Source organism: Nocardia glycosmidis (assembly GCF_052545115.1).
Genome location: NZ_JBQWRH010000026.1, coordinates 14297 through 39766, shown reverse-complemented (window position 1 = coordinate 39766; position 25470 = coordinate 14297). Strand labels below are relative to the sequence as shown.

The 25470-nt window shown below is 68.2% G+C and carries 24 protein-coding genes; 15 read left to right on the top strand and 9 right to left on the bottom strand.

The genetic code is table 11. The features are described 5' to 3' along the window. The first annotated feature begins 221 nt into the window (after positions 1 to 221). Positions 222 to 656 (top strand): CBS domain-containing protein, encoded by a 435-nt coding sequence (locus ACT86A_RS25175; RefSeq protein WP_445094688.1) that lies wholly within the window; start codon positions 222 to 224, stop codon positions 654 to 656. A gap of 61 nt (positions 657 to 717) precedes the next feature. On the opposite strand, the gene ACT86A_RS25170 is transcribed toward ACT86A_RS25175, so the two are convergent. Beyond that, entirely contained in the window at positions 718 to 2235 is a 1518-nt protein-coding gene (locus ACT86A_RS25170; protein ID WP_445094687.1) for a condensation domain-containing protein, read from the bottom strand. Positions 2236 to 2406: 171 nt separating this feature from the next. Here ACT86A_RS25170 and ACT86A_RS25165 point away from each other — a divergent pair, with 171 nt between their 5' ends. From ACT86A_RS25165 to ligD, 6 genes are all read left to right on the top strand, one after another. Beyond that, on the top strand, positions 2407 to 3036 hold the full coding sequence (locus tag ACT86A_RS25165; RefSeq protein WP_445094686.1) for a TetR/AcrR family transcriptional regulator: 630 nt from the start codon (positions 2407 to 2409) through the stop codon (positions 3034 to 3036). 107 nt (positions 3037 to 3143) lie between these two features. Next, positions 3144 to 3383 (top strand): NfeD C-terminal domain-containing protein, encoded by a 240-nt coding sequence (locus ACT86A_RS25160; RefSeq protein WP_445094685.1) that lies wholly within the window; start codon positions 3144 to 3146, stop codon positions 3381 to 3383. 10 nt (positions 3384 to 3393) lie between these two features. After that, entirely contained in the window at positions 3394 to 4506 is a 1113-nt protein-coding gene (locus tag ACT86A_RS25155) for an SPFH domain-containing protein (protein ID WP_445094684.1), read from the top strand. 25 nt (positions 4507 to 4531) lie between these two features. Continuing rightward, positions 4532 to 4927 (top strand): cold-shock protein, encoded by a 396-nt coding sequence (locus tag ACT86A_RS25150; protein ID WP_445094683.1) that lies wholly within the window; start codon positions 4532 to 4534, stop codon positions 4925 to 4927. 128 nt (positions 4928 to 5055) lie between these two features. Beyond that, a complete protein-coding gene (locus tag ACT86A_RS25145; protein ID WP_445094682.1) occupies positions 5056 to 6207 on the top strand; it encodes an ATP-dependent DNA ligase in 1152 nt (383 codons plus the stop codon). Beyond that, positions 6204 to 7205 (top strand): non-homologous end-joining DNA ligase, encoded by a 1002-nt coding sequence (gene ligD, locus ACT86A_RS25140; protein WP_445094681.1) that lies wholly within the window; start codon positions 6204 to 6206, stop codon positions 7203 to 7205. The genes ACT86A_RS25145 and ligD overlap by 4 nt, the downstream gene beginning before the upstream one ends. 9 nt (positions 7206 to 7214) lie before the next feature. On the opposite strand, the gene ACT86A_RS25135 is transcribed toward ligD, so the two are convergent. Further along, a complete protein-coding gene (locus ACT86A_RS25135; protein WP_445094680.1) occupies positions 7215 to 7976 on the bottom strand; it encodes a hypothetical protein in 762 nt (253 codons plus the stop codon). 234 nt (positions 7977 to 8210) lie between these two features. Between ACT86A_RS25135 and ACT86A_RS25130 the strand changes: the two genes are divergently transcribed. Further along, a complete protein-coding gene (locus ACT86A_RS25130) occupies positions 8211 to 8546 on the top strand; it encodes a hypothetical protein (protein WP_445094679.1) in 336 nt (111 codons plus the stop codon). A gap of 16 nt (positions 8547 to 8562) precedes the next feature. Here the strand turns inward: ACT86A_RS25130 and ACT86A_RS25125 are convergent, their stop codons facing one another. Both ACT86A_RS25125 and ACT86A_RS25120 read right to left on the bottom strand, forming a co-directional pair. After that, entirely contained in the window at positions 8563 to 9225 is a 663-nt protein-coding gene (locus ACT86A_RS25125) for a TetR/AcrR family transcriptional regulator (RefSeq protein WP_445094678.1), read from the bottom strand. Beyond that, entirely contained in the window at positions 9209 to 9376 is a 168-nt protein-coding gene (locus ACT86A_RS25120; protein ID WP_445094677.1) for an acyl-CoA dehydrogenase family protein, read from the bottom strand. Before ACT86A_RS25120 ends, ACT86A_RS25125 begins: the two co-directional genes overlap by 17 nt. Positions 9377 to 9819: 443 nt before the next feature. On the opposite strand from ACT86A_RS25120, the gene ACT86A_RS25115 reads away from it, so the two are divergent. Next, positions 9820 to 11250 (top strand): SDR family NAD(P)-dependent oxidoreductase, encoded by a 1431-nt coding sequence (locus tag ACT86A_RS25115; RefSeq protein WP_445094676.1) that lies wholly within the window; start codon positions 9820 to 9822, stop codon positions 11248 to 11250. Positions 11251 to 11784: 534 nt separating this feature from the next. Beyond that, the gene (locus tag ACT86A_RS25110) at positions 11785 to 13125 is read left to right on the top strand and encodes a CoA transferase (RefSeq protein ID WP_445094675.1); all 1341 of its coding nucleotides are present in this window, start codon (positions 11785 to 11787) and stop codon (positions 13123 to 13125) included. A gap of 121 nt (positions 13126 to 13246) precedes the next feature. Here the strand turns inward: ACT86A_RS25110 and ACT86A_RS25105 are convergent, their stop codons facing one another. Beyond that, the gene (locus ACT86A_RS25105; protein WP_445094674.1) at positions 13247 to 13819 is read right to left on the bottom strand and encodes a TetR/AcrR family transcriptional regulator; all 573 of its coding nucleotides are present in this window, start codon (positions 13817 to 13819) and stop codon (positions 13247 to 13249) included. Positions 13820 to 13954: 135 nt separating this feature from the next. On the opposite strand from ACT86A_RS25105, the gene ACT86A_RS25100 reads away from it, so the two are divergent. Continuing rightward, positions 13955 to 15007, top strand: a complete 1053-nt coding sequence (locus ACT86A_RS25100) for a nucleoside hydrolase (protein WP_445094673.1) — start codon at positions 13955 to 13957, stop codon at positions 15005 to 15007. Positions 15008 to 15202: 195 nt separating this feature from the next. Here ACT86A_RS25100 and ACT86A_RS25095 read toward each other — a convergent pair whose 3' ends face one another. Beyond that, positions 15203 to 15991, bottom strand: a complete 789-nt coding sequence (locus ACT86A_RS25095) for an IclR family transcriptional regulator (protein ID WP_445094672.1) — start codon at positions 15989 to 15991, stop codon at positions 15203 to 15205. Positions 15992 to 16164: 173 nt separating this feature from the next. On the opposite strand from ACT86A_RS25095, the gene ACT86A_RS25090 reads away from it, so the two are divergent. Genes ACT86A_RS25090 through ACT86A_RS25075 form a run of 4 tightly spaced genes read left to right on the top strand, consistent with a single transcriptional unit; the run spans position 16165 to position 20041 of the window. Further along, positions 16165 to 17454, top strand: coding sequence for a lyase family protein (locus ACT86A_RS25090; RefSeq protein ID WP_445094671.1), 1290 nt, complete (start codon positions 16165 to 16167; stop codon positions 17452 to 17454). Further along, the gene (locus tag ACT86A_RS25085; protein WP_445094670.1) at positions 17447 to 18808 is read left to right on the top strand and encodes an MFS transporter; all 1362 of its coding nucleotides are present in this window, start codon (positions 17447 to 17449) and stop codon (positions 18806 to 18808) included. Before ACT86A_RS25090 ends, ACT86A_RS25085 begins: the two co-directional genes overlap by 8 nt. Continuing rightward, positions 18789 to 19052 (top strand): hypothetical protein, encoded by a 264-nt coding sequence (locus ACT86A_RS25080; protein ID WP_445094669.1) that lies wholly within the window; start codon positions 18789 to 18791, stop codon positions 19050 to 19052. The genes ACT86A_RS25085 and ACT86A_RS25080 overlap by 20 nt, the downstream gene beginning before the upstream one ends. After that, a complete protein-coding gene (locus tag ACT86A_RS25075) occupies positions 19049 to 20041 on the top strand; it encodes an asparaginase (protein WP_445094668.1) in 993 nt (330 codons plus the stop codon). Before ACT86A_RS25080 ends, ACT86A_RS25075 begins: the two co-directional genes overlap by 4 nt. Positions 20042 to 20137: 96 nt before the next feature. Here the strand turns inward: ACT86A_RS25075 and meaB are convergent, their stop codons facing one another. From meaB to ACT86A_RS25060, 3 genes are read right to left on the bottom strand one after another with little or no spacing between them, the layout of a single operon-like run. After that, the gene (meaB, locus tag ACT86A_RS25070; RefSeq protein ID WP_445094667.1) at positions 20138 to 21187 is read right to left on the bottom strand and encodes a methylmalonyl Co-A mutase-associated GTPase MeaB; all 1050 of its coding nucleotides are present in this window, start codon (positions 21185 to 21187) and stop codon (positions 20138 to 20140) included. Then, positions 21184 to 23496 (bottom strand): methylmalonyl-CoA mutase, encoded by a 2313-nt coding sequence (gene scpA / locus ACT86A_RS25065; RefSeq protein ID WP_445094666.1) that lies wholly within the window; start codon positions 23494 to 23496, stop codon positions 21184 to 21186. The genes meaB and scpA overlap by 4 nt, the downstream gene beginning before the upstream one ends. Further along, positions 23496 to 25352 (bottom strand): methylmalonyl-CoA mutase family protein, encoded by a 1857-nt coding sequence (locus ACT86A_RS25060; RefSeq protein WP_445094665.1) that lies wholly within the window; start codon positions 25350 to 25352, stop codon positions 23496 to 23498. The genes scpA and ACT86A_RS25060 overlap by 1 nt, the downstream gene beginning before the upstream one ends. Positions 25353 to 25470: the final 118 nt, after the last annotated feature.

Genomic DNA, 25470 nt, shown 5'->3' with positions numbered 1-25470 from the left:
GACTCGGGCATGATTTCATGCACGCCTGCCTTGGTATTTGGAGCACACCCGTCATGACCTACGGCGCGTTCGATCTGTCCTGTGCGACGACCTCGATCGCAGCCCGGCCCGAAGGCTCTGACGTCCGCGCCGTGACCAAATCGTGGCTTGTAACGGATCTGTGCTGGTCACCGCGCCGCGAACTTGCGATCCTGATAGTGCCGCGACATCAGGAGTGAAATATGCAGATTTCGGAGATCCTGCGCAGGAAGGGCAGCGACGTAGCAACGGTTGCCCCTGACATGACGGTGCGCATGCTGCTCGCCGTGCTGGCCGAGCGGAATATCGGCGCGGTGGTCGTCTCACCGGACGGCAACGCGATCGCGGGCATCGTCTCCGAGCGCGACGTCGTCCGCAGCCTGCACGCCCACGGCGCCGACCTGCTGGACACGCCCGTCTCGCAGATCATGACCTCCGACGTCCACACCTGCGCGCTCGATGACCGGGTCGACGGCCTGCGCCGCATCATGACCGAGCACCGCATCCGGCACCTACCCGTCGTGCACGAGGGCAGGCTGGTCGGCATCGTCAGTATCGGCGACGTGGTGAAGAGCGCGATCTCCGAACTGGCCACCGAACGTGAGCACCTCGTCGACTATCTCCAAGGGCGGTACTAGCTGCGCGGTCCCGCTCGCGGATCAGAAGTAGATCAGAAGTACGTGCCGTGCCCGAAGAAGATCATCGGCATGATCGCTGTGGGGCGCGGTGGTTACCCAGCAACGGCGCGAGCGGGCCGCGGTAACCGGTGGCGAACAGTTCGACGGTGACCGTGAACAATTCGACGAATGCCACCGCGGTACTGCGCTCGAACAACGCGGTCGGATAGATGAACACGCCGTCGATGCCCGCGGGCGCGCCCATCCGGTCGTAGCGGTCCACCAGGCCGAACTCGAGATCGTGCTTGGCGCGGATCACCCCGGTGTCGAGTTCGGCGACAGTCAGTTCCCCGCCGCCGGCGGCGGCATCGGCGAGCTGAGCGGCCGCACCCCGCTGGAGGATGAGCGTCGCCTGGAACAGCGGACAGGCCGCGTCTTGCAGCAAGCAGCGCTTGAGCCGCTGGTTCGGCGTGTCCGGGTGGGCGAAGGCGGCCAGCGCGACCCGGCGCACCTGCTCGAGCAGTTCGTCCATATCGGCGGCGCGATCCAGACGTACCCGCAGCAGCACGTCGTCGGCGAAGTTGCCGACCAGTTCGTCCAGCAGGCGATGATCGCGACCGGCCACCGCGGTGGCCACCGTGACGTCGCCGCTGCCGGAGAACGCCCCGACCGCAACCGCGAATGCCGCCTGCAGCACCATGAACAAGCTGGTCTGCGTCGCGCAAGCGCGCTCGAGCAACGCGCGATGCGCACCGGGTTCGATCACGACCGGCACGGTTGCCCCGACGCAGGCAGCTCCCGTCCGCGGGGCCGGACGCGGGCGATCGCACGGGAACTCGAGCATCGGCGGCCGGCCGGCCAGCGCATTGGCCCAGTAGCGCAACTGCTGGGTGGCGCGACTCCATTCGTCGGAGTAATCGCCGAGCTGGGCGTGCTTCCACAGGGTGTAGTCGACGTAGTCGATCGGCAGCGGCGTCCAGGCCGGTGCGGCGCCGGCCTGTCTGGCGAGATACGCGGTGACCAGGTCACGCAGTAGTGGGGCCACCGACCGGCCATCGATCGAGATGTGGTGCACGACGAGAACCAGCACGATCTCGCACGGACCGAGTACGCACAACCGTGCCCGCAGCGGAATTCCGGCGGCCAGATCGAATTCGCGGGCGGCGAATTCCGCGACGCGTTCCGGCAATTCGGCTTCCGTGACCTCGATGACTTCGGCCCGTGCCAACTCCTCGCTCGCCGGGACGACCACCTGGGCTGGACCGACGGTGGTGTCCGGATAGCGGGTGCGCAGCGGTTCGTGCCGGGCGACGACGTCACCTATCGCCGCCACCAGCGCCTCGGGTCGCAACGCCGGACCGGACAGGCGCACCGCGCGAGCCACATTCCAGTCACTCGAGTTTCCGGCCCGCGCGGCATGCCACATCCGTTCCTGGGCGGGCGCGAGCGGCACGTGCGCCGGACGCGGACCGCGAGCGAGCAGCACAGGGCTGCGCGGCGGCGGAACAAGCCGAACCGCTGGGTGTGCAGCGGGTACCGTGGCGCGACGGAGACCATCGCCGATCGGGTCGGACAGCATCCCCGCAGTGGAGTTGTACACGTGCCGTCATCCTCCACCGCAGAACCACTGATAGATCGAGGGAAGCTAACCGACTCGAGTAAACTCACAGTTACCGGCCCGTGATCGCCCGGGGTACGTTACCGCAAACCCTCGGCGTATGGGCGGTGAGCGCTGCGTCCGGGCCCACCACCAGCGCACTATCGTTGGGCCGTGCAGACAGCTACGGAATCGGACGGCGACGCGGGCCCACGAATCTGGGGTGGAACGACGCTCAGCGAGCGCAGACAGGCGCGTCGGGCAGCGTTGCTGGAGGCCGCGCTCGATCTGATCGGCGATTCGGGCGCGAGCGGGGTAACCATGCGCGCGGTGTGCCGTAAGGCGGGCCTCACCGACCGCTACTTCTATGAGAGTTTCGCCGGCCGCGACGAACTGCTCGACGTGCTCTACCGCCAGGTTGCCGACGAGTTCCTGGAGCCGATTACGGCCTTCGCGGCCGCCGAAGACCCGTCCCGTGCGCGCGTGCCGGCGGAGATCCTGGTGGACAAGGTGCTCGCCGACCCGCGCAAGTCCCGATTGCTTCTGGTCGAGCCCTACTCGGGCACCGGCTTCGGCCGGACCACCCTCGCGCTGCTGCCGGAGTTCACCCGGATCATGCAGGACCATCTGCTCGGCCACATCGACGACCCGACCAAGCGCAGGCTGGCGGCGGTGACGATGGCCAGCGGCAATGCCGGCATGTTCGCGGCGTGGCTGGACGGGTCGTTATGCGCCGGCCGGGAACAGATCATCGAGCACTGCGTCGCGACGCTCACCGCATACCGCTCGCTGTACCGCTGCTGACGGCAGGCGTTCGGGGTCACTACCCCACGCTGATAGCCACACGATATCGAAAGGTGCTGCGCGAGAATTAGGGTGACGGTTCGGGCGGCAGCAGAGGAGATCATCGGATGACCGACCCTGTGGTGGGTTTGACGGGTACGCTCACATCGCCGATCCGGGGCGCCGGGACGCTGGGTGAGGTTCTGGTCGCGATTCGAGGGGGAACCGAGCTGTACCTCGCACAGGCCACCGAGCCCATCTCGGCTGGTTCGACTGTGCTCGTCATCTCGAGCCATCCGGGGCGCATCGTCGATGTCGTCCCGTGGATTGCGCTGCCCGGATCCGGCGGACGGAACCTGAAACAGTAAGGGAGACAACGTGCTGGGCTACCATGTACCGGACCCGGACGAGGCGATGCTGGTCAGCGGCGGCAGGAGCCGGGACAACACGCCGTTCACAGTAATCATCGGACGCGGCGCCTGGGTGATTCCGCTGTTTCGCAAAGTGCGGTATCTGTCGCTGGCGATGTTCGAATCCGAGATCAAAGAGCGCTGCGTCACCAAGCAGGCGATCCAGCTTGATGTCCGTGCGGTGATCGCGTTCAAGGTCGCCAACGACACCCAGTCGATCGTCAACGCGGCGCAGCGGTTCCTCTCCGAGCAGGAGCGGGAGATGTCGGTGCTGACCGGACGGATCTTCTCCGGGCACCTGCGCTCGATCGTGGGGTCGATGACGGTCGAGGAGATCATCCGGGAGCGCCAGAAGCTGGCCGACGAAGTGCTCGTCGCCTCGAAAGTGGAGATGAGCAATATCGGCCTGTGGGTCGATTCCTTCCAGATCCAGTCCATCGATGACGGCAACCTCGGCTATATCGCGGCGCTGGCCGCGCCGCACAATGCCGCGGTGCAGCGGGACGCGCAGATCGCGCAGTCGCAGGCCGCGCAGGCGGCGGCGCAGGCCGACCAGGAATCCCAGCGCAAGCAGGCGGAGTACCAGCGCGAGACGGCGATCCTGCGCGCGCAGTACCAGCGCGATATCGACCGGGCCAACGCCGAAGCGGCGCAGGCCGGCCCGCTCGCCGAGGCGATGGCGCTGCAAGAAGTGCTCACCGCCCAGGCCGAACAGGCACGCAAGGAGGCGGAGCTGCGCGAACAGCAGTTGCAGGCCGAGGTCGTGAAACCCGCTCGCGCCGAAGCGGACCGAGTGCGCATCCTGGCCGAGGCGGAGGCCGACCGCACCCGGATCCAGGCCGCCGCGGCCGCGTCGAACAACCGGATCGCGCTGGACCAGTTGTTGATCGAACAACTTCCGGAAATCGTCAAGCAGGCATCGAACGGATTGGCGAACGCGAATCTGACCGTGCTCAACGGCCCCGATGGCGTCGGCGAACTGGTGAACGGAATGGTCGGTCAGGGACTGACCGTTTTCAATTCGTTGCAAAAGGCGCTTTCTTCCAACGATGGCGACACGCGGGCTACAGTGGCCGAGTAGCGACGGCGACGAGGAGCAGGTGTTGGTGTCCATCGGGAAATTGGTGTCGTTCGACGGGTCTCGGGGATTCGGATTCATTCGGCCGGAAGACGGCGGACCGGACGTGTTCGTCCATGTCAACGACATCGGTCTGGACGAGGACGAGTTGCGTCAGGGGCGGGTGTTCGAATTCGAAGTGACCGAAGGCGACCGCGGGCCGAAGGCGGTCAATCTCAACGCGGTCGGCGGATCGTCCCCCCCAACTCCCCGGCACAAGGGAAAAGACCGACCGGGCTCGGGGCAGCTCACCGTCACCGAGCACAAACGTCTGATCACCGAGTTGCTGCTGGATGCCAGCCCCGCGCTCACCGCGGGCGAGATCCTCACCATCCGCGACCGGCTGACCGCGTTCGCCGACGAGCACGGGTGGCTGGAGAACTGAGCGGCGACCTCCACGTAGGTGTCGGCACCGGCACCTACGATCGAGCCGAGGCCCCGGCCACATACCGATGAGTTCGTCCCGGGCGCGACGTCGGTATGGGTGCGGATCGAACCCGAGGAGGAGCGCGCGTGGACCTACCGGTGTTGCCACCCGTCCGGCCGATGCTGGCCAAATCCGTGTCGGCGGTGCCGCGCGAGCCGGGCCTGAGCTACGAACCCAAATGGGACGGCTTCCGCTGCATCGTGTTCCGTGACGGTGCCGAGGTCGAACTCGGCTCCCGTAACGATCGCCCCCTGACCAGGTACTTTCCCGAAGTGGCCGAGCTGCTGCGACAGGCCCTGCCGGATCGGTGCGTGGTGGACGGCGAGATCGTCGTGGTCACCGACCACGGTCTGGACTTCGATACGCTGCAGAACCGTCTGCACCCCGCCGCATCCCGGGTCGCCAAACTCGCGCAGGAGACGCCCGCCAGTTTCGTCGCATTCGACCTGCTCGCGCTCGGTGACGACGACCTCACCGGTGCGCCGTTCGCCGAACGCAGGCGGCTGCTGGAGACGATTCTCGACACCGCACTCGCCCGCGTGCATCTGACCCCGATCACGCACGACCCCGATGTCGCCGAGGATTGGTTCACCCGGTTCGAGGGCGCCGGGTTCGATGGCGTCATGGTCAAGTCCGACGACCTGGCCTACCTGCAGGACAAACGGGTGATGCTCAAGGTCAAGCACGAGCGGACCGCCGATTGTGTGGTGGCGGGCTTCCGCTGGCACAAGGACGGTGCGGGGGTCGGCTCGCTGCTGCTCGGGCTCTTCGACGACGAGGGCAACCTGCACCACGTCGGCGTGGCCAGCAGCTTCACCGCGGCACGGCGCAGCGAACTCGTCGAGGAGTTGGCTGCGCTGCGGGAGAACGCATTGCAGAACCATCCGTGGCGGGCCTGGGCCGACGCGGCGGCGCAGGCCGCGGCCGAAGGCAAGATGCCCGGCGGGGTGAGTCGCTGGACCGGCGGCAAGGATCTGTCCTGGGAAGCGCTGCGACCGGAACTGGTCGCCGAGGTCCGCTACGAGCACATCCAATCGGGCCGGCTGCGCCATGGCGGCAGGCTGGTGCGTTTCCGCACCGACCGCACCCCCGAATCGTGCACCTACGCGCAGCTGGACGAAGTCGCGCCGGCGGAATTGAGCGCCCTGTTCGGCGAAAGCGCACTGAGCACGCGAACACCGGGCAAAGCCGAGCGTTCGCTGATGACGGAGCCGAGCGCGGGCGAGGCGCGGTCATGAGTGAGTCGGTCGATATCGAGGTCGACGGTGGAACCGTCACGATCAGCAATCCGGGCAAGGTGTATTTCACCAAGCGCGGCGAAACAAAACTCGACCTGGTGCGGTACTACCAGGCGGTCGCCGAACCGTTGCTGAACGTGGTCGGCGGACGGCCGTTGCTGCTGGAGCGTTATCCGGACGGGGCCTCGGGCAAATCCTGGTTCCAGAAGCGGGTACCGAAATCCGCGCCGGAGTGGCTGCGCACCGTGGAAGTGTCCACGCCCAACGGCACCACCAGCGACGCGCTCGTCGCCCACGATCTCGCCCATATTCTCTGGGCGGTCAATCAGGGCTGTCTCGGATTCCATGTGTGGCCCAACCACGCCGACAATCTGGAGATCGCCGACGAGTTGCGTATCGACCTCGATCCCTCTCCCGGCAGCGCATTCGCCGATCTCAAACGTGCCGCGGCGCGGACGAGGGACCTGTTCGCCGAACTCGGCATCGAATCTCGGATCAAAACCTCCGGTTCGCGCGGATTGCACATCTACGTGGTGCTGGAACCGAAGTGGGACGGCTATCAGGTGCGGGCCGCGGCGGTCGCGCTGGCGCGCGAATTGGAGCGCCGATACCCCGAAGATATCACCGCGCAGTGGTGGAAAGAGGAACGCGGTGCTCGAGTATTCATCGATTTCAATCAAAACGCGCCGCACAAAACGGTTTTCGGCGCCTGGTGTGTACGCCCCAAGGTGGGGGCCCAGGTATCGACGCCGATCAGCTGGTCCGATCTGGATTCGGTAGTGCCCGACGATCTGACCATCGCCACCGTGCCCGCCCGCTACGCCGAATTCGGTGATCCATGGGCCGACCGGGCGCCGCAGTCGATCGCACCATTACTGGCGATGTCCGAGCGGGATATGGCAGCGGGACTCATGGACGCTCCCTGGCCCCCGCAGTATCCGAAGATGCCCAACGAACCGCCCCGGGTGCAGCCGAGCCGCGCGAGGAAGCCCGAATAGCGGCGTCCGCTATTCGGTCCACAGCACCCAGGTGCCGCCGCGGCCGCTGACCTCACACACCAGGGCGCGGCCATCAGCGGTGCGCCCGGTCTTCACCCCGGACGCGTCGCATTTCGCGCCGGCCTGCTGCACTGCGGTCGCCACGGCGTGCGGGCCGGACCACTGGTTACCGCCGGCGGTGGTCAGGCAGATCAGCGTGCTGCCGTCGGTGGCGGTGCCGATCTGACCGAGCTGGCCGTCGGTGCACGCAGCGCTCTTCCGGACCGGTCCCTGACCCGCGGTCGGCGGTGTGGTAGCCGAAGCGGCGGTCGTCGGGGCGGTCGGCAGGGCGGCCGCGGAAGGCTCGATGGTCGCGGGCGCCGCGGCCATGGTGGTCGGTGCAACGGCAGCTGTGCGGTCGATCACATTCGGCAGCACATTGGTCGACAGCAGGACGAATCCGGCCACCGCCGTCATCTCAGCGGCGCCGAGTAGCAGCGCGAACAGCGCCATGACGCGACCGCGGGGATGACTGAAGGCGATGAACCCGAACACCAGGGCGACCGGGAACAGTCCGAGCAACGCGGCGATCAGCGCGATGATCGCGTACGGATTGATGATCGGCGGAACCTCCACCCGGAGCCTTCCGGTGCGGCGGCGGGCCTGCGGCTGTTCGGGCCTGCGTTCGTCCTCGTCCTGCGGCCAGCGCCGGTCGGACTCCGGCTCCGGCCAGCTCTTCTCCGGCTGCGCTACAGGCCAGCGATCGGTCTCACGCCGTTCCGCTCGTGTCATCCAGGTCCCTCTCCACACCGACACACACCACGCAGGAACCTCGGACTACCCGGACCCGCCCCGATATACCGACACAGAATAGGGCGGGAAATGCGAAATGTTGAGCCGAAGTGTCCCATCTCCGTGATCGAGCCGTAATAACAAACCCACCATAACGCTCGCGGATCTGTTGGTCCGGGTGCATGCTGGTCGACAAGGAGCCAGTGCGGCGACGGCTCTTCGCCAGGAGGATCCATGTCGGATAAGAGGATGTCCGCGGGTCAGGACAAGCAGAACTGGCATGCCAGGGCCGGGGATCTGCTCGGCGACGACTTCAACCTGCCGGGCATCGTGCTGTGCGCGCTCGCGGTCGCGGCGATGGCTTGCACGTTGACCGCCGCCGGCTACGGCTTCGGCGGGTGGGCCGGCGTCGGCGCGGCGGTCACCGCGGCCCTGTGGATCGCGGGCGTCGGCGCCCTGCTGCTCGAACACCACCGGGAGCAGGTGATCGAGCTGAAGTACGGTCGTCACGGGCATGCTCCCGGGGGTCTGCGGCCCGTTCGCTATAGCCGCGAGCCGCGTCGGCGGTGACTTCCGGACCGCGGGCTCACCGTCTGCGATCCACGTTCGGCAGCGTCCGGGTGACCAGCGTCAGCAACATGTCGCACAGCAGTTCGTGCACCTGCTCACGGGTGAGCGTGCCCCGGGTGATCCATTCCCGGCCGGCGACCTTGACCATGCCGCCGTAGGCGCGGACAAACGTGCGCAGTTCGGCATCGTGTGCCCACTCGGCGAGCCCCACTATCAGCAGCAGACGTTCGGCCACCGCGTCATCGGCGGCGTCCAGGATCTGCTGCACCTCGGGATCGGCGCCGACAACCTCATGGCTGGTCACCTTCACCCAGATGCGGCCGTGCTCGGCGATGATATCCAGCAGCCAGCGCACGCCGGCGTCCACGCGTTGTTGCGCAGTACCGGTGGGCACGATCATGGTGCCGAGCTCGGGCAGCGTCACCATCCGCCGCACGACCGCCAGATAGAGGTCACGCTTGTTGCCGAAATAATGGTTGATCAGCCCGCGGGCCACACCGGCCCGCTGCGCCAGCTCGGCGGTGGAGACGGCCGCATAGGGCCGCTCGCCGAACAGGTCGACGGCACAGGCGAGAATCTGCGCGCGCCGCTCGTCGGCTTCCAGTCTGCGGCGGCGCGGCAGCGCCGAAAAGCCGCGCTCGTCTGCCGTGGCACTGCTGGTTTCAGAGCGCGCGGGCAATGAGATCCTTCATCACCTCGTTGCTGCCTGCGCCGATGCGCAATACGCGGGCGCTGGTGTAGAGCTGCGAAATCGGATACTCCGTCAGGTAGCTGTAGCCGCCGAACGGTTGCAGGCAGCGGCCAACCACGATACCGAGTTGGTCGGTCAACCAGTACTTTCGACATGGTGGCGATGGGCACATCGACCCCGTCACGCAGGTGCGTGCTGACGCAGTGGTCGCGGAAGGTGCGTGCGACCTCGGCGATGGTCGCGCACTCGGCGAGTTCGAACCTGGTGTTCTGCATCGCGGACAACGGTTTGCCGGACGCCACCGGACCATTGCCGGCCGCCGAAGCGATCGGCGACTTCCCCGACGACCCACGCGGCGATCAGTCCACGACACGGCAGCTGATCGCACCGAACGCGGGTTGCGCAGTAGCGGAGCCTACGACACCGGCACAACCCAGCGCCGGCAGAATCTGGCGCCGCCCAATACGCTGCCGCCCCGGGCGTCGGGGCGGGATGCGGGCAACCGGAGGGCTTCCCGGCAGGCGGGTTTGCGACAATGGGCCGGTCGCTTGCCCAGCTCAGTGAAGGATGTCTCCCGCCGCGATGGCCGAAAGCATGATCGATCCCGAGGACCTCGCGACCTGTCTGCGGGTTCTGCAGCAGGCCGCAACGCTGGACAAGGATCATCCCGACTCGATGACGGTGCAGCGCGCGGTCGGGCACATGTTCAAGAAGCTCAAGCAGCGACGCAGGTCCGCGGCGCGCGAGGCGGTCTCGACCGCTGACCGGGCGGTGGTCGCGGCCACCGCGACCGGCTCGCCGAACCGGATCGACGACGAGACCGCGGGCATCCCGATCAGCTCGACCACGAACGGTGCGAGCGCGGGTACGCTACTGCGTCCGCGTCCCTGCTATATCTGCAAGCAGCGCTACACCCGGGTCGACGCGTTCTATCACCAGTTGTGCCCTGATTGCGCGGCGAACAGCCGCGGCAAGCGCGACGCGCGCACCGACCTGACCGGGCGCCGGGCCCTGCTCACCGGCGGCCGCGCCAAGATCGGCATGTATATCGCCCTGCGCCTGCTGCGCGACGGCGCGCACACCACGATCACCACCCGTTTCCCCAACGACGCCATCCGGCGTTTCACCGCGATGGACGACAGCGCGGACTGGCTGCATCGCCTGCGCATCGTCGGCATCGATCTGCGCGACCCGGCCCAGGTGGTCGCCCTCGCCGACGATGTCGCCGCGCAGGGGCCGTTGGACATCCTGATCAACAACGCCGCGCAGACGGTACGCCGCTCGCCGGGTGCCTACAGTGCCCTGGTCGACGCCGAGTCGGGACCGCTGCCCGCGGGCATGCTGCCGGACGTGGTGAGTTTCGGCACGACCATGCAGGCCCACCCCACCGCGCTGACCGCCTCACTGACCCCGGCATTGTCCGCCGCCGAGGTCGCCGAACTGGCGCTGGTCGCGGGGTCGGCCACGCCGGAACGCATTTCGCGCGGCGTAGCGATCGACGCGGGCGGCCTGGTGCCGGACCTCGCGCACACCAACAGTTGGGTGCAGACCGTCGCCGAAGTCGATCCGACGGAGCTGCTCGAGGTCCAACTGTGCAACTCGGTCGCCCCTTTCGTCCTGGTTTCCCGCCTGCGACCGGCGATGGCCGCCGCGCGGGCGCGGCGCAAGTACGTCGTCAACGTCTCGGCCATGGAGGGGCAGTTCGCCCGCGCCTACAAAGGTCCGGGGCACCCGCACACCAATATGGCCAAGGCCGCGCTGAACATGTTGACCCGCACCAGCGCTCGCGAAATGTTCGAGCAGGACGGCATCCTGATGACCGCCGTCGACACCGGCTGGATCACCGACGAGCGCCCGCACTACACGAAAATCCGCCTGGCCGAGGAGGGTTTCCACGCGCCGCTGGACCTGGTCGACGGCGCGGCGCGGGTCTACGACCCGATCGTGCAGGGTGAGAACGGCATCGACCTGTTCGGCTGTTTCCTCAAGGACTACCAGCCCGCTGCCTGGTAGCCGGTGGGGACAGCGGTCGTGGGGTCCCGGCTCCTGGCGAGAACTGCCCGCCGGGGAAGGTCGCCCGATCGAAGCCACCCCAGGTATGCGCTCGCCATTCCCGGACTGCTCGGGCCGCGTCATCGGGTCCTCGGTGCCGGCCAGCGCCGCGATGTCGACACAGCGGATCGCCCGGCTGGTACCGATGGGTCTACCGCCTGGTAGTCAGCACGTACCGCGGGCAGGACCACTTCGGCGAGACTCGTTCAGCGCGCGCACGCCCCCGCGCTCGATGACTCGAACTTGCGCAGAACGGAGTTCCGATCACGGCGGTGGTGAACTACGGAGGCCGACAACGCGGAAATCCGAGCGGCCAGGGCTGTACGGCAACGTGATGTGGCACACGGGTACACCGGCGAAGATTCCCGTTCGATCCCGATCACCGCAGGTGACACGAAGACCAGCGGCACAATCACCGGGGCGCGAACGTTCCGAGCCCTGCGCGGGCCGATCACGGCACACGAGTTCTCCAGCGCAGCAAGTACTCTGAATCGAGTGAACACGCACGCACGGCTCGTCCACGACTACGAGGCCGGTATCGGTGTCACCGCCTCGCCCATCTCCCCCGCGCCCGATCCGGGGAACAATCTCGCCGCGACGCTACCGGTGTGGGCACTGGCCGCCGGTTCGGTCGCGACGCTGACCGCCGCGGCGAACCGCATGCGCGAGACGCGTGGTCTCGAACCGGTGGCGCACCGCATCGACCCCGTGCGCATCACCGCCGCCTTCTCCAGCGAGAGGCTGCTGCGCGTCGGCGGCCGAGAACCGACGCTTTTCACCGACCTGTCCGGCTTCTTCCCCACCTTCGACGGCTGGGTTCGCACGCACGCCAATTATCCGCACCATCGCGCTCGCCTGCTCGCCGCGCTCGACCTGCCCGCGTCCGCGCCCGTCGATCTGGCCGTCGCCCGGATGGCGATGAGCCGCGCCGGCGATCTGGAGGACCGAGCGGCGGCACACGGCGCGGTCGTGGTCCGCGTCCGCACCGAGGAAGAGTGGGCCGCGAGCCCGCAAGGACAGGCCGCGGGCACGGGGCCCCTGGTGGCGATCGCACCGCGCGCCGACCGCGGGGAGCCCGGGTTGCCGTCGGGAGCAGCTCCGCTGCAGCCGCTGCGAGGCGTGCGGGTGCTCGATCTGACCCGGGTGATCGCGGGACCGGTCGCGACTCGGGCACTGGCATTGCTCGGCGCCGAGGTCCTGCGGGTGGATCCGCCGCAGCTGCCCGAGATCCCGTGGCAGTACGCGGACACCTGCCAGGGCAAGCGCTCCACGGTGGTGGATCTGCGCACGAGCCGGATCGACGACCTGCTGGCGTCCGCGGACGTGCTGATCACCGGCTACCGGCCGGGCGCGTTGGAGCGCGCCGGCGTGCATGCCGCAAGCCGTCCCGGCCTCGTCCACGGACGAGTCTCGGCGTGGGGTGAGACCGGCCCGTGGGGCACACACCGCGGTTTCGACAGCATCGTGCAGGCCGCGTCGGGCATCTCGATCATCGAAGGCGCGCCCGCCCTGCCCGGGGCGTTGCCCGCGCAGGCGCTGGATCACGCGTCGGGCTATCTGCTCGCCGCCGGCGTGATCGATGCACTGATAGCCCGCGGCGAGGACGGCGTCGGCCGGGACGTGCGGGTCGCGCTGGCGCGCACCGCGTCCTGGTTGCTCACCGCGCCGGAGCGCACGCCGAGTCACCCCAAGGCCGCCGTGCCGAACCCCGCACACGTTGTCCGGCACGGACAGGTCGTCACCGCGACACCCGCCCTCGCCGAATACCCGGATTACGCCTGGCCCGCGCCTACCTATGGCGCGGATCGTCCCGTCTGGCCGCTGCCGACGCGGTGAGCGTCCGCCCGGGCGCCGCGAAATCCCGTTGCGGCGCCCGGGTTATTCAGCCCTTCGTGTCATTGCCGGATCGGTCAGCCGAATTCGCCGAGACAGCTTCCTCGTGCGGAATCGCCACCGCCTACTGATCGGCCACGAACAGCCACTGATCGGCCCCGGCCAGGCTGGCCACCGCTTCAGCCAGCCGGTCCCCGTCCGGAAGCTTTGCCTCCGGAGCGATTGTCTGCAGCACACCGAGTCCCTGCACGAGCACGAAATACAGCTCCGCGACGGCGTTGGCCTGGTCCTCGCCGAGCTGCGGGTGTGCCGCTCGCAAGGCCTCCGCCATGTCCCGATAAGCGCCGGGAAGGCTTTCGGCGAAGAATTTCTGCGATTCCGGCGAACGGGCGACGCGCACGAGGTTTTCCACGCTCGCCAGCATGCTGTCCCGATTGTCGGTGAATACCGCGGGCATCGAATTCCACAGTGCGGCGAACGCGGCCAGCGGCGTGCTGCCCGCACCCTGGCGAATCAGCGCCTCGATGCTATCGCCGATCGCGGTGCCCAGACCGTCGGTCAGCGCCTCGGTGATCAACTGTTCTTTGGAGCCGAAGTGGTAGCCGATCGCCGCCAGGCTCACCCCGGCCGCGGACGCGATATCCCGGGCCGTGGCCTTCGCGACGCCCCGTTCGGCAATGACTTTTCGCGCTCCCACCAGTAGATCCTCGCGATTTCCCATCCGTACAGACTACAACGTCTAAGACAAATGTACTAGACATTTGTTCTAATTTCGCCGCCACCCCGATATCGGCACCGCGGCGCCGAACAGCACACCGGCTAGTCTCATGCTGTGCGGCAGAAGATCATCATGGACGTCGACACCGGCATCGACGATTCCCTCGCCCTGCTGTATCTACTCGGGTCCCCCGAGGCCGAGATCGTGGGCATCGCCGCCACCGCGGGAAACGTGCCCGCCGCGCAGGTGGCGGCCAACAACCTCGCCTGGCTGGATGTCTGCCACGCACCCGAGGTCGAGGTCGCGCTCGGCGCCGCGGACCCGCTCGCGATCCCGCTGCGCACCACCGAGGACACGCACGGGCCGCAAGGCGTAGGTTATGCGGAGCTGCCCGCCTCCGCCCGCCGCCTCTCGCCGCGTTCGGCCGCGCAAATGTGGACCGAGCTGGTGCGCGCGCATCCCGGCGAGATCGTCGGGCTCTGCACCGGACCGCTGACCAATCTCGCCCTCGCGCTGCGCATCGAACCCGAATTGCCGGTGTTGCTGCACCGCTTGGTGATCATGGGCGGCGCGTTCAACCATCCCGGTAACACGACGCCGACCAACGAGTGGAACGTGCACGTCGATCCGGAAGCCGCCAAGGAGGTCTTCGACGCCTTCGCCGCGACCCCGGCGCAACGCAGGCCGATCGTCTGCCCGCTCGACGTCACCGAGACCATCGAGATGCGACCCGAGCATCTGGTCCGTCTCGCCGAGCGCGCGAAAAGCGAGCCGGTGGAACTGGTCTCGGCCGCCGAGCCGCCTGCCGCCCGATCGGTCGCCAGCAATCCGATCGTCCGGCACGTCACTGATGCGGTGCGGTTCTACTTCGACTTCCACCACGGCTACGACCTGGGCTACCTCGCCCACATGCACGATCCGTTCGCAGCCGCGGTAGCGCTGGATGCGTCGCTGGCACGCACCCGGCCCGCGACGGTGGACGTGGAATTGGCGGGCACGATCACCCGCGCGACCACAGTCGCCGACTGGGCGGGCATGTGGGGACGTGAGCCCAACGCCGACATCGTGATCGGCACCGACCCGGAGGTGTTCTTCGAGCGGCTGATCACCCGGGTCGGCGATCTCGCACGGGCAGTCCATCCGCCCGTCACGCAAAAGGTTCGATGACCGGCGCCGATGACATCGGTTACCGGTCCGCTTTCCGCGCCGAGCTCGGACTGCCCGAAATCATCACTATCCACACGCATTTCGTGCCCGCCCCGGTGCTGCGTACCGGGGGCGCTTCCGCAGCCCTCGTCGCGACACGAAAGAGCATTTCGGCCACAGCCGGGGCATCGACGAGCAGCGCTCGGCTCCAGGGCGTTATCCTCGCCGAAGTGACTGGGCAGGGGTGTCCGGTGAGGTCAAAGTTCGTTGGATCCTGGTGCTGCCCGATTTCAGCAATTTCGCGATGTCCTCGACGTGTGTGATGAGCCGAGAGGTGGGGCCGGAGACATTGATGACGGAGATGATCGTGTTGTTGCGATCGCGAACGGGGGTGCTCACCGACGTCAATCCGATCTCGACCTCCTCACTGGCAACGGAATAGCCCTGCGCTCGTTCGATGTTCAGTCGCTGAAGCAGCTCGTCCAGATCCGCGGGGGCGGCGAGCGTCGAGATGGGGGTCAGCAGGTCCTCGGCGGTGAGCGTTTCGACGAGTTCGTCGTCGCTGTCGAAGAGCAATGCTCGCCCGGAGGCGGTGCAGTGCATCGGAGAGCTGCGACCGACCCATCCTCCGGCCCGCAGCGACTGGTGCGACTCTTCCCGGAGCACAGTCAGGGAACGGTTTCCCTGCTGCACCGACAGCAACGCCACCTCGCCGACCCGCGAGACGAGGGCTTGCAGGACGGGCCGTGCTGCCCGCAGCAGCGGGGTGTCACCGGCACCGGTGGCGAGGACCAGCAGCGACCACCCGAGCCGATACCGCTTGCTGTCGGGGAGTTGCTCGACCAGTCCACCGCGCTCGAGCGCTTTGAGCATGCGCGAGACCTGGCTGCGCTCGCGCCCGACCGCGCGTGCCAGATCGCTCACCGAGCGTTCCCCGCGAGAGTCGCCACCGCGCCCGAACGCGCGCAGCAGCGCGGCCACCCGTTCGGCACTCGTATCCGCCACCCGCACCACCTTCGTTGCTGTTCGAACAACACTCTTCTACCAAATCTACAAGAATCCCCATTAAATAGAAAAAAGTGTTGCTACTGAAGCACAGATGGTTGGAGGGATGCCTAGTCGGTCCATACAGTGATCACTATTGCCCTAGTGGTACGCATCACATGAAAGGTCCCCCTATGGTCGCCGCACAGACCACCGCCGAGCCGCCAACCTCGCTCTACGGTCAACAGACAACCCTCTCGCTCGGGAACTTCCCGGGACCCGGTCGCACCTTCGGTGATGTGCCCACGTTCGTGCGGAACTACGCGCTGGTTAAACTGGCGGCCGCCCGCGCCAATTGCCAGGTCGGTGTCCTCGATGAAACCAAGACAGACGCGATTGTCGCCGCGTGCGAGGAGATCGCGGCCGGCGCGCACGCCGGCCAGTTCCCCTCCGCGCTGGTGCTCGGCGGCGGCGGCACCACCACGAACATGAACGTCAACGAGGTCGTCGCCGCCCGGGCGGCACAGCTGCTCGGTGCGCCGATACATCCGAACGACCACGTCAACGCCTCGCAGTCGACCAACGACACGTACCCGACCGCGATGGCGCTGACGGTGCTGGATCTGGCCCGCGAGCCCCTCGCGGCGCTCGAGGAACTGGCAACCGCGCTCGAGGCGAAAGGCGCCGAATTCGATCAGACCCCGCACCTCGGCCGCACCTGCCTGCGCGATGCGGTCACCCTCACCGCGGGCCAGTCCCACCGTGCCCAGGCCGCGGCGGTCCGGCGCACCGCAGCCGCCCTCGAAGACGCGGTCGCGCAGATGCACACCGTGCCGCTCGGGGCCACCGCGGTCGGGACCGGGCTCGGCGCACCCGAGGGCTATCGCGCGATCGCAGTGCGCGAACTCGCAGCGGTGACCGGCCGCGACCTGGAACCGGCGCCCGACCTGTTCGACGCGCTGGCGAACCTCGACCCCTATGCGGCCATCGCCGATGCCGGCGCCCGCGCCGGCCTGACCATGGCCAAGATCGCCGCCGACATCCGGCTGCTGTCCTCCGGTCCGGCGGGCGGCTTCGGCGACCTGACCATCCCGGCCGTGCAGGCGGGGTCGTCGATCATGCCGGCCAAGATCAACCCGGCGATCCCGGAGTACGTGATGCAGCTGAGCTACCGGATCCGCGGCGCCGCGCACACCGTCGAATGCGCCGTCGCCGCAGGCGAGCTCGAACTGAACATCATGGAACCGGTGATCGTGGACGCGATCATCACCATCCTCGCCGACCTCACCGCCGCCGCCACCTCGTTCGCACGCCGGTGCGTCGCCGGCCTCACCTGGGACGGCCCGCGCCGCGAGGAGAACCTGCGCGGCACCCTGGACACCTGGGTCACCCTCGCTGCCACCAGTGGCTACGAAGCCACCACCGTCCAGTACCACGACCAGGCACAGACCGCCCCCCTCTCGAGGCATGCCCGCCATGACTGATCTCGCCACCCGCCCCGCACCCGTCGCCTACGAAGACGCCCCGCTGACGAAGTTCCAGATCAAGATCACCATCGCCGGCACCGGCGGCCAGTTCAGCGACGGCTTCATTCTCGGCATCATCGGCATCGTCATCACCGCCTCCACCGGCGCCCTCGGTCTGACACCGCTGTGGGTCGGCCTGCTCGGCGCCGCCACCCTCGCCGGCCTGTTCCTCGGCGCGGTGGTCACCGGCCCGATCGCCGACCGGATCGGCCGCCGCGGCATCTTCGCGTGGGACATGCTCGTCTTCGCGGTCCTGTCCGCGATCCAGTTCTTCATCGAATCGCCCTGGCAGCTGCTGGTCCTGCGGCTGCTGATCGGGGTGGTCCTCGGCGCCGACTACGTCGTGAGCAAGGCCCTCGTCACCGAACACGCCCCGCGCAGTTTCCGCGGCCGGCTGATGAGCCTGCTCGCGGTGGCCTGGTCCACCGGCTACGTCGCCGCCTACCTCGTCGGCTATCTCCTCACCCAGGTCGGCGGGGAATCCTGGCGATACATGCTCGCCGCCAGCGCCGTTCCGGCCCTGCTGATCTTCTGGTTCCGGCTCGGTGTGCCGGAGTCCCCGCTGTGGCTGACCCAGCACGGCCGCACCGAGGAGGCCGCCGCGGTGGTCCGCACCCATCTCGGCGCCGCTGTGCTTGCGCCCCCGGTGGAGACCGTGCCGATCGAGCGGCGCGGGCTGCGGGTGCTGTTCACCCCGAAGTTCCGCAAGCGCACCGCGGTCGGCGCCCTGTTCTACGTGTGTCAGGTCATCCCGTTCTTCGCCCTGGGCACCTTCTCGCCGCAGGTGATGGAGTCGTTGGGAGTGACCAGCAAACTCGGCGCCGGGGCCGCCTACAACGCCTTCCTGCTGATCGGCGCCGTCCTCGGACTGGTGTTCATCGACCGGGTCTCTCGGCGCACGTTTCTGATCGGCACGTTCTTCCTCGGCGCCGCGCTGCTCGCGGCTCTGGTCACCTTCGCAGGCACCAGTCCCGTCGTCGCCGTCGTCATCTTCGCCCTGTTCGCGTTGGTCCTGGCCGCCGCGGTCAACCTCGAATACGTCTACCCCCCGGAGCTGTTCCCCACCGATCTACGCGCATCGGGGGTCGGCATCGCCGTCGCTGTCAGCCGCATCGGATCGGCCGCCAGCACGTTCCTCCTCCCGCTCGTCGTAGCCCACTACAGCGCCGATGCGGCACTGGTCGGGTGCGTCGTCGTCCTCGCCATCGGTGGCCTGATCTGCTGGGCCTGGGCCCCGGAAACCAGTACCGAAGCCCTCGGCGAGGTCGCCGAAGAGGTGCAGAAGGAAGCCGATGGCCACACCCACAGCTGAGCCGGGCGTCCGGCAGCCCGCCAGGATCGACCCGGCCGCTGCCCGGTCCTGGCCGCCGGTGCCCGCCGGAATCGCCGCCGCGATCGACGGCCCCACAGCGGGAACAGACCTCGACCGGCTCCGCACCGCCATGGCCGAAACCGCGACGATGGGCCACACCGGCAGGCTGTGCCTCGCCGGCCACACGTCTACGCCGCACTGGTCCGACCGCCGCCGCACAGTCGAGCAGAGGACAGGTCGATGACGAACGCCGGCCACCGCGTTGCGTTGTGCACCCTCGGCGGAACGATCGCGTCCTTCCCACACGCCGGGGGTCCCGGCGTGGTTCCCGGCGAGCACTCCCCGAGCCTGCGCCCGGCGATCGAGCAGCTACTACCCGGCATCGAGATCACCGAGCACAGTCTCGCTCAGGTTTCCTCCGCAGCACTCGATTTCGACCTGCTGCGGTCGGTGATCATCCACGCCGAAGCCGAGGTCGCCGCCGGGGCGACCGGTGTGGTGGTCACCACCGGTACCGACACGCTCGAGGAAGCCGCGTTCGCCTTCGAGCTGATGTGGTCAGCGGACGCCCCGCTGATCGTCACCGGGGCCATGCGTCACCCCGGAGCGCCGGGAGCCGACGGACCCACCAATCTGGTCAGCGCTCTGAAGGTGGCCACCGATCCCGCCACCATCAGCATCGGTGTCGCCGTCGTCATGAACGACCGCATCCACGCCCCTTCCCAGGTCCAAAAGCGGCACACGACCCACGTCGACGCCTTCGTCAGCGTCCCCGGCCCGCTCGGGGAAATCAGCGAGGGCTCCGTGTATCTGCACGCGCATCCGCCACGCAGACGTAGCCATGGGATTCCCTCCGCGCCGTTCCCGCCGGTTGCGCTGCTGCGCGCCACCATCGGCGACGACGGGCGACTGCTCACTCACCTCGTCGACCTCGGCTACCGCGGGGTCGTGATCGAAGCCGCCGGCGGTGGTTCCACACCACCATCCTGGGCACAGCCCCTCGAACAGATCGCCCGAGAAATCCCCGTGCTCTACGCCGGACGCCCCGGCACCGGCCCCGCGCTGCGCGCGACCTACGGCGGAATCGGCAGCGAGATCGACCTGCAACGCCGCGGCCTCATCCCCGCCGGACTGCTCGACGGACTCAAAGCACGGGTGCTGCTGACCATCCTGCTCGCCGCCGGTGCCGACACCGACGACATCCGCCGAACCGTCGCCGAACCCACCAGCTGATTCGCACACCGACACGCCGTCAGCGGGTCACGCGGTGCGGACTTCGAGAGGCGGATGAGCCGCATGCTCACACCTCAGGCCGCCAGCACCGCGCGATCAGCGGCCGTCGAAGGCCCTGAGTAGTGCCTCGGCCGCGAGAGCCGCGGTCAGGGTGCCGTCGCGGACCTGCTTTTCCACCTGCGCGCGAATGGCTTTCACATCCGGGTTATCGGCGAGCCTGCGCAGCAGTTGGTCGTGCACCATGGTCCAGGTCCAATCGACTTGCTGGCGGCGGCGCTTCTCCTCGAACTCCCCGGCTTCGGTGAGCACGCGGCGATGCTCGAGCACCGTGTCCCAGAACCGGTCCAGCCCGAGCCCCCGCAACCCGCTCATGGTCAACACCGGCGGATGCCACAGCGCGTCGTGCGGGTGGATCAGCCGCAGCGCACCCGCGAGTTCCCTGGCGGCGGCTTCGGCCTCGATCTCATGCTTGCCATCGGCTTTGTTCACCGCGACCAGATCGGCGAGCTCGAGCACACCCTTCTTGATGCCCTGCAGCTGGTCACCGGTCCGGGCCAGGGTGAGGAAGCAGAACACATCGACCATGTTCGCGACCGCGACCTCGGACTGTCCTACTCCGACGGTCTCCACCAGGATCACGTCGTATCCCGCCGCTTCGAGCAGCACGATGGTTTCGCGCGTCGCTTTGGCGACGCCGCCGAGCGTGCCCGCGGTGGGCGACGGACGGATATAGGCGTCACGTTCCACCGACAGCCGAGCCATCCGGGTCTTGTCGCCGAGGATGGAACCGCCGGTCCTGGTCGACGAGGGGTCCACGGCGAGCACCGCGACCCGGTGCCCCTGACCGATCAGGTGCATACCGAGCGCGTCGATGAAGGTGGATTTGCCGACGCCGGGAACACCGGTGATGCCGACTCGGTTCGAGACCGGCACGCTCCCGGGCTCCCCCACCTCGGGCGTCACCTTCAGCAGCAGTTGCTGGGCCAGCTCGCGGTGATCGGCCCTGGTGGACTCCACCACGGTGATCGCACGCGCCAAGGCGGCCCGCTCATTGGCACGGACCGCCGCGGCGAGCGCGTCGACATCAATCGTCCTGCGCGCGGCCACCTTCGCGGTGGGTCGCGCCGCGGAACCCGGTTCGCTCATTCGGTGGCGGCGGAATCCGTGGCGCCGCTACCGAGTGCGTGACCGAGTTCGGCGCCGAGCTTCTTCAGCAGGTCGATCGCCGCGTCGGCGATCACCGTGCCGGGCGGGAAGATCGCCGCCGCTCCGGCCTGATAAAGCTCGTCGAAGTCACCCGGCGGGATGACGCCGCCCACGATGACCATGATGTCGGAGCGTCCGACATCGGCCAGTGCCTGCCGCAGCGCGGGCACCAGCGTGAGATGGCCCGCCGCCAGCGAGGACACACCGACGACGTGCACGTCGTTGTCGGCCGCCTGCTGCGCCACCTCTTCCGGAGTCTGGAACAGTGGGCCCACGTCGACGTCGAAGCCGAGGTCGGCGAAGGCCGTGGCGATCACCTTCTGCCCCCGGTCGTGACCGTCCTGGCCCATCTTCGCGACGAGGATGCGCGGGCGGCGGCCCTCGGCCTCGGCGAATTCCGCCACCAGCTCGCTCGCCGTGGTGATGTTGGTGACCTTTCCGGCCTCGTCCCGGTACACACCGGAGAGCGTACGGATCTCGGCCTGGTGGCGTCCGTACACCTGCTCCAGCGCATCGGAGATCTCGCCGACGGTGGCCTTGGCCCTGGCCGCGTCGATGGCCAGCGCGAGCAGGTTGTTCGCCATGCCACCTTCGGCTGGTGCCCTTGGGTCGCTCCGCGGGCTCCGCTCCCACGCAGCGGCGCGGGTCAATTCGGCCAGCGCCCGGCGCACCGCGTCGGGATCCCGCTCGGCGCGCAGCCGGCGCAGCTTCTCGATCTGCTCGGCGCGCACCCGGGAGTTGTCGACCTTGAGGACCTCGACTTCGTGGTCCGCTTCGACCTGGTACTTGTTGACGCCGATCACCGGCTGCTGACCGGTGTCGATGCGCGCTTGGGTGCGCGCGGCGGCCTCCTCGATGCGCAGCTTCGGGATGCCCTCGCCGATCGCCTGCGCCATGCCGCCGTGTGCCTGCACCTCGGCGATGTGCGCGCGGGCCCGGTTGGCCAGCTGGTGGGTCAGCCACTCGACGTAGTACGAACCGCCCCATGGGTCGATCGGGCGAGTGGTGCCCGACTCCTGCTGGATGAGCAGCTGTGTGTTGCGGGCGATACGGGCGGAGAAGTCCGTCGGCAGCGCCAGTGCTTCGTCGAGTGCGTTGGTGTGCAGCGACTGGGTGTGCCCCTGGGTGGCGGCCATCGCCTCGATGCAGGTGCGCGCGACATTGTTGTAGGCGTCCTGGGCGGTGAGCGACCAGCCGGAGGTCTGCGAATGAGTCCGCAGCGACAGCGATTTCGCACTCTTCGGGTGGAACTTCGCGACCAGCTCGCTCCACAGCAGACGCCCGGCGCGCAGCTTGGCGACCTCCATGAAGAAGTTCATGCCGATCGCCCAGAAGAACGACAGCCGTGGCGCGAACTTGTCGACCTCCATGCCCGCGTCGATACCGGCGCGGATGTACTCCACGCCGTCGGCCAGGGTGTAGGCCAGCTCCAGGTCGGCGGTCGCACCCGCCTCCTGGATGTGGTAGCCCGAAATGGAGATCGAGTTGAACTTCGGCATCTTCGCGCTGGTGTAGGCGAAGATGTCGGAGATGATCCGCATCGAAGGCTCAGGCGGATAGATGTAGGTGTTGCGGACCATGAACTCCTTCAGAATGTCGTTCTGAATGGTTCCGGCCAGCTGCTCGGGCGCAACACCCTGTTCTTCCGCGGCGACGACGTACAGCGCGAGGATCGGCAGTACCGCGCCGTTCATCGTCATCGAGACGCTGACCTGGTCCAGCGGGATGTGATCGAACAGCTGGCGCATGTCCAGGATCGAGTCGATGGCCACGCCCGCCATGCCGACATCACCCTGCACCCGGGGGTGGTCGGAGTCGTAGCCCCGGTGCGTCGCCAGGTCGAATGCCACCGACAGACCCTTCTGGCCCGCCTGCAGGTTGCGCCGGTAGAAGGCGTTGGAGTCGGCGGCGGTGGAGAAACCGGCGTACTGGCGGATGGTCCATGGCTGGTTGACGTACATCGTGGGGTACGGGCCGCGCACGAACGGCGCGACACCGGGCACGCTGTCGAGCGGATACCCTTCGGCCGCGACGGCATCCCGGTCGGCCTTGGTGAACACCGGCGGCACGTCGATGCCTTCGGGTGTCGACCAGACCAGCTGCTCGGGGGCGTACCGGTTGGCCGCCGCGGCCGCCTGCACGTAGGCCGTCACCTGCGCCGCGTCCACCGCGGCGGGCTCCGGCGCGCGCTCGGTCAACGGCACATCCGCGAAACTTCCGATCACGTGCTTGATCTCACGAGTAGTCATCAGGCACCCACTTTCTCCAGCAGGCCGGACAGCGCGGCGACAGCGTCGATGCGCGCGGCGAGGAATCCATCCGGTCGCCGCGCGTCGTCCAGGTCGGCGACAACCTTGGCGGCACCGGCCAGCAACACCGAGCCCACACCCGCGGCGCGCAATTGCTCCACCGCCGCGCCGGCCTCGGCGGTGTACCGGGCATCCGACCCGCACAGCACCGCGATCGGCGCGCCGGATCCGGTTGCCGCGGCGGCGATTGCGCCCACCTCGAGCGGACCGGGGTCGATCGACTCGATACCACCGGAGGCCAGCAGGTTCGCGACGAAGGTGACCCGGACGTTGTGCTCGGCGACCGAACCGAGCGGCACGAGCAGCGCTTTCGGCCGGGCGCCGTGCTCGGCGAGGTAGGCGTCGGACCGGTCGCGTAACTGCTCGAACGCGGCGCCGTAGCGGGCGACGCGGCCCGGCTGCCGCGCCGCCTCCGACAGCGGCTGCTCGGCCAGGTTCGGGAATTCGTTCACACCCGTGACGGCGGTCCTGCGGTGCGCGACGTCGATGTCCCGAGTTTCCTTGGTCGCGGCGATTCGATCGGCCAGCATGCCGGATTCCAGGGCGGCCGAGTAGCCACCGGCCGCCTCGATCTCTTGCAGGAACTCCCACGCTTTCACCGCCAGCGCGCTCGTGAGGTCCTCGACGTACCAGGAGCCCGCACCGGGGTCGAGCACATGACCCAGATGCGATTCCTCGAGCAGCAGCAGCTGAGTGTTGCGCGCCATGCGCTCGGCGAACGATTTCGAGACCCCGAGTTCGCCCGCCGGCAGCGCGGAGTCGAACGGCAGCACGGTCACGGTGTCGGCGCCGCCGATACCGGCGCCGAACGCGGCGAGCGTGCCGCGCAGCATGTTCACCCAGGGATCACGTTGGCTCATCATGGCGGCCGAGGTAACCGCGTGCTGGGGTGCGCCGCCGAAATCCGGTGCCCCACACACATACGCGACCCGCGCCCACAGTTGCCGGGCGGCGCGGAACTTCGCGATGGTGGCGAACTGATCGTCGGTGGCGGCGAAGCGGAATTCCAGCTGACCGAGCGCGTCGGCGATATCCAGCCCCTCGGTCAGCGCCCGGAGATAGGCCAGTCCGGCCGCGACGGCCGCGCCCAGTTCCTGGGCGTCGCCGGCTCCCGCGTCGTGGAAGACGGTGCCGTCCACCGTGATCGCGCGCACCGTCTCCGGGCGACCGGCGGCCTGCCCGGCGAGTGCGACGGCCGCCCCGAGGCCGATATCGCCGATGCCGGCGAAGCCGCTGGTCAGCGGCGCGGCGCCGAGCGCGACCCGGATGTCGCCGTGCTGGGGTGCCGCATAGCCGTCGAGCACGGCGAAGACCTGCTCCGCCGCGCCGGCGACATCGCCTCCCGCCTTCAGTGTGAGCGGAGCCAGTTCGAACAGCAGTCCCGCCAACGCCGTCGGCAGCTCGGCCACCGGCACGCCGTGTTCGCCGACACCGAGCCAGATCGCGCTGATCCCGTTCTCCAGCCCGGCGAGGATCTCCCGGTTCGCCGCTGTCGCCTCCCGCTCACCCACCTGGGCGCTGACAAACCACCCGCGGTGCACGTCCGGGGTGGCGTCGCGCCCACGGACGAAGGGGAAGGTTCCCGGCAACGGTTGCTCGGGCAATTCATCGCGCCGCGTGTAGAGCGGGGCGATCGTCAGCCCGTCATAGGTGGTCTCGTCGAGCAGCCGCTCGGGCTCCTCGGGAAGTTCGGCGACATCGACCCGGCGAGCCTTCGCCAGCACTGCGGCGACACCTTTGCGCCATGCGGCGAACTCGGGCACCGGATCCGCCCTAGGATCTGAAGCAATCGGCATAGCTTGCTGTTCCTTTTCCTTAACAGGCGCACCGGCGGAGCACCTCCGAAGCACTCTCATTCACCCTGCTCAGCGACTACTTCGGTTAACGAGCATTCGTCCCGTTTCCCCGATGCTA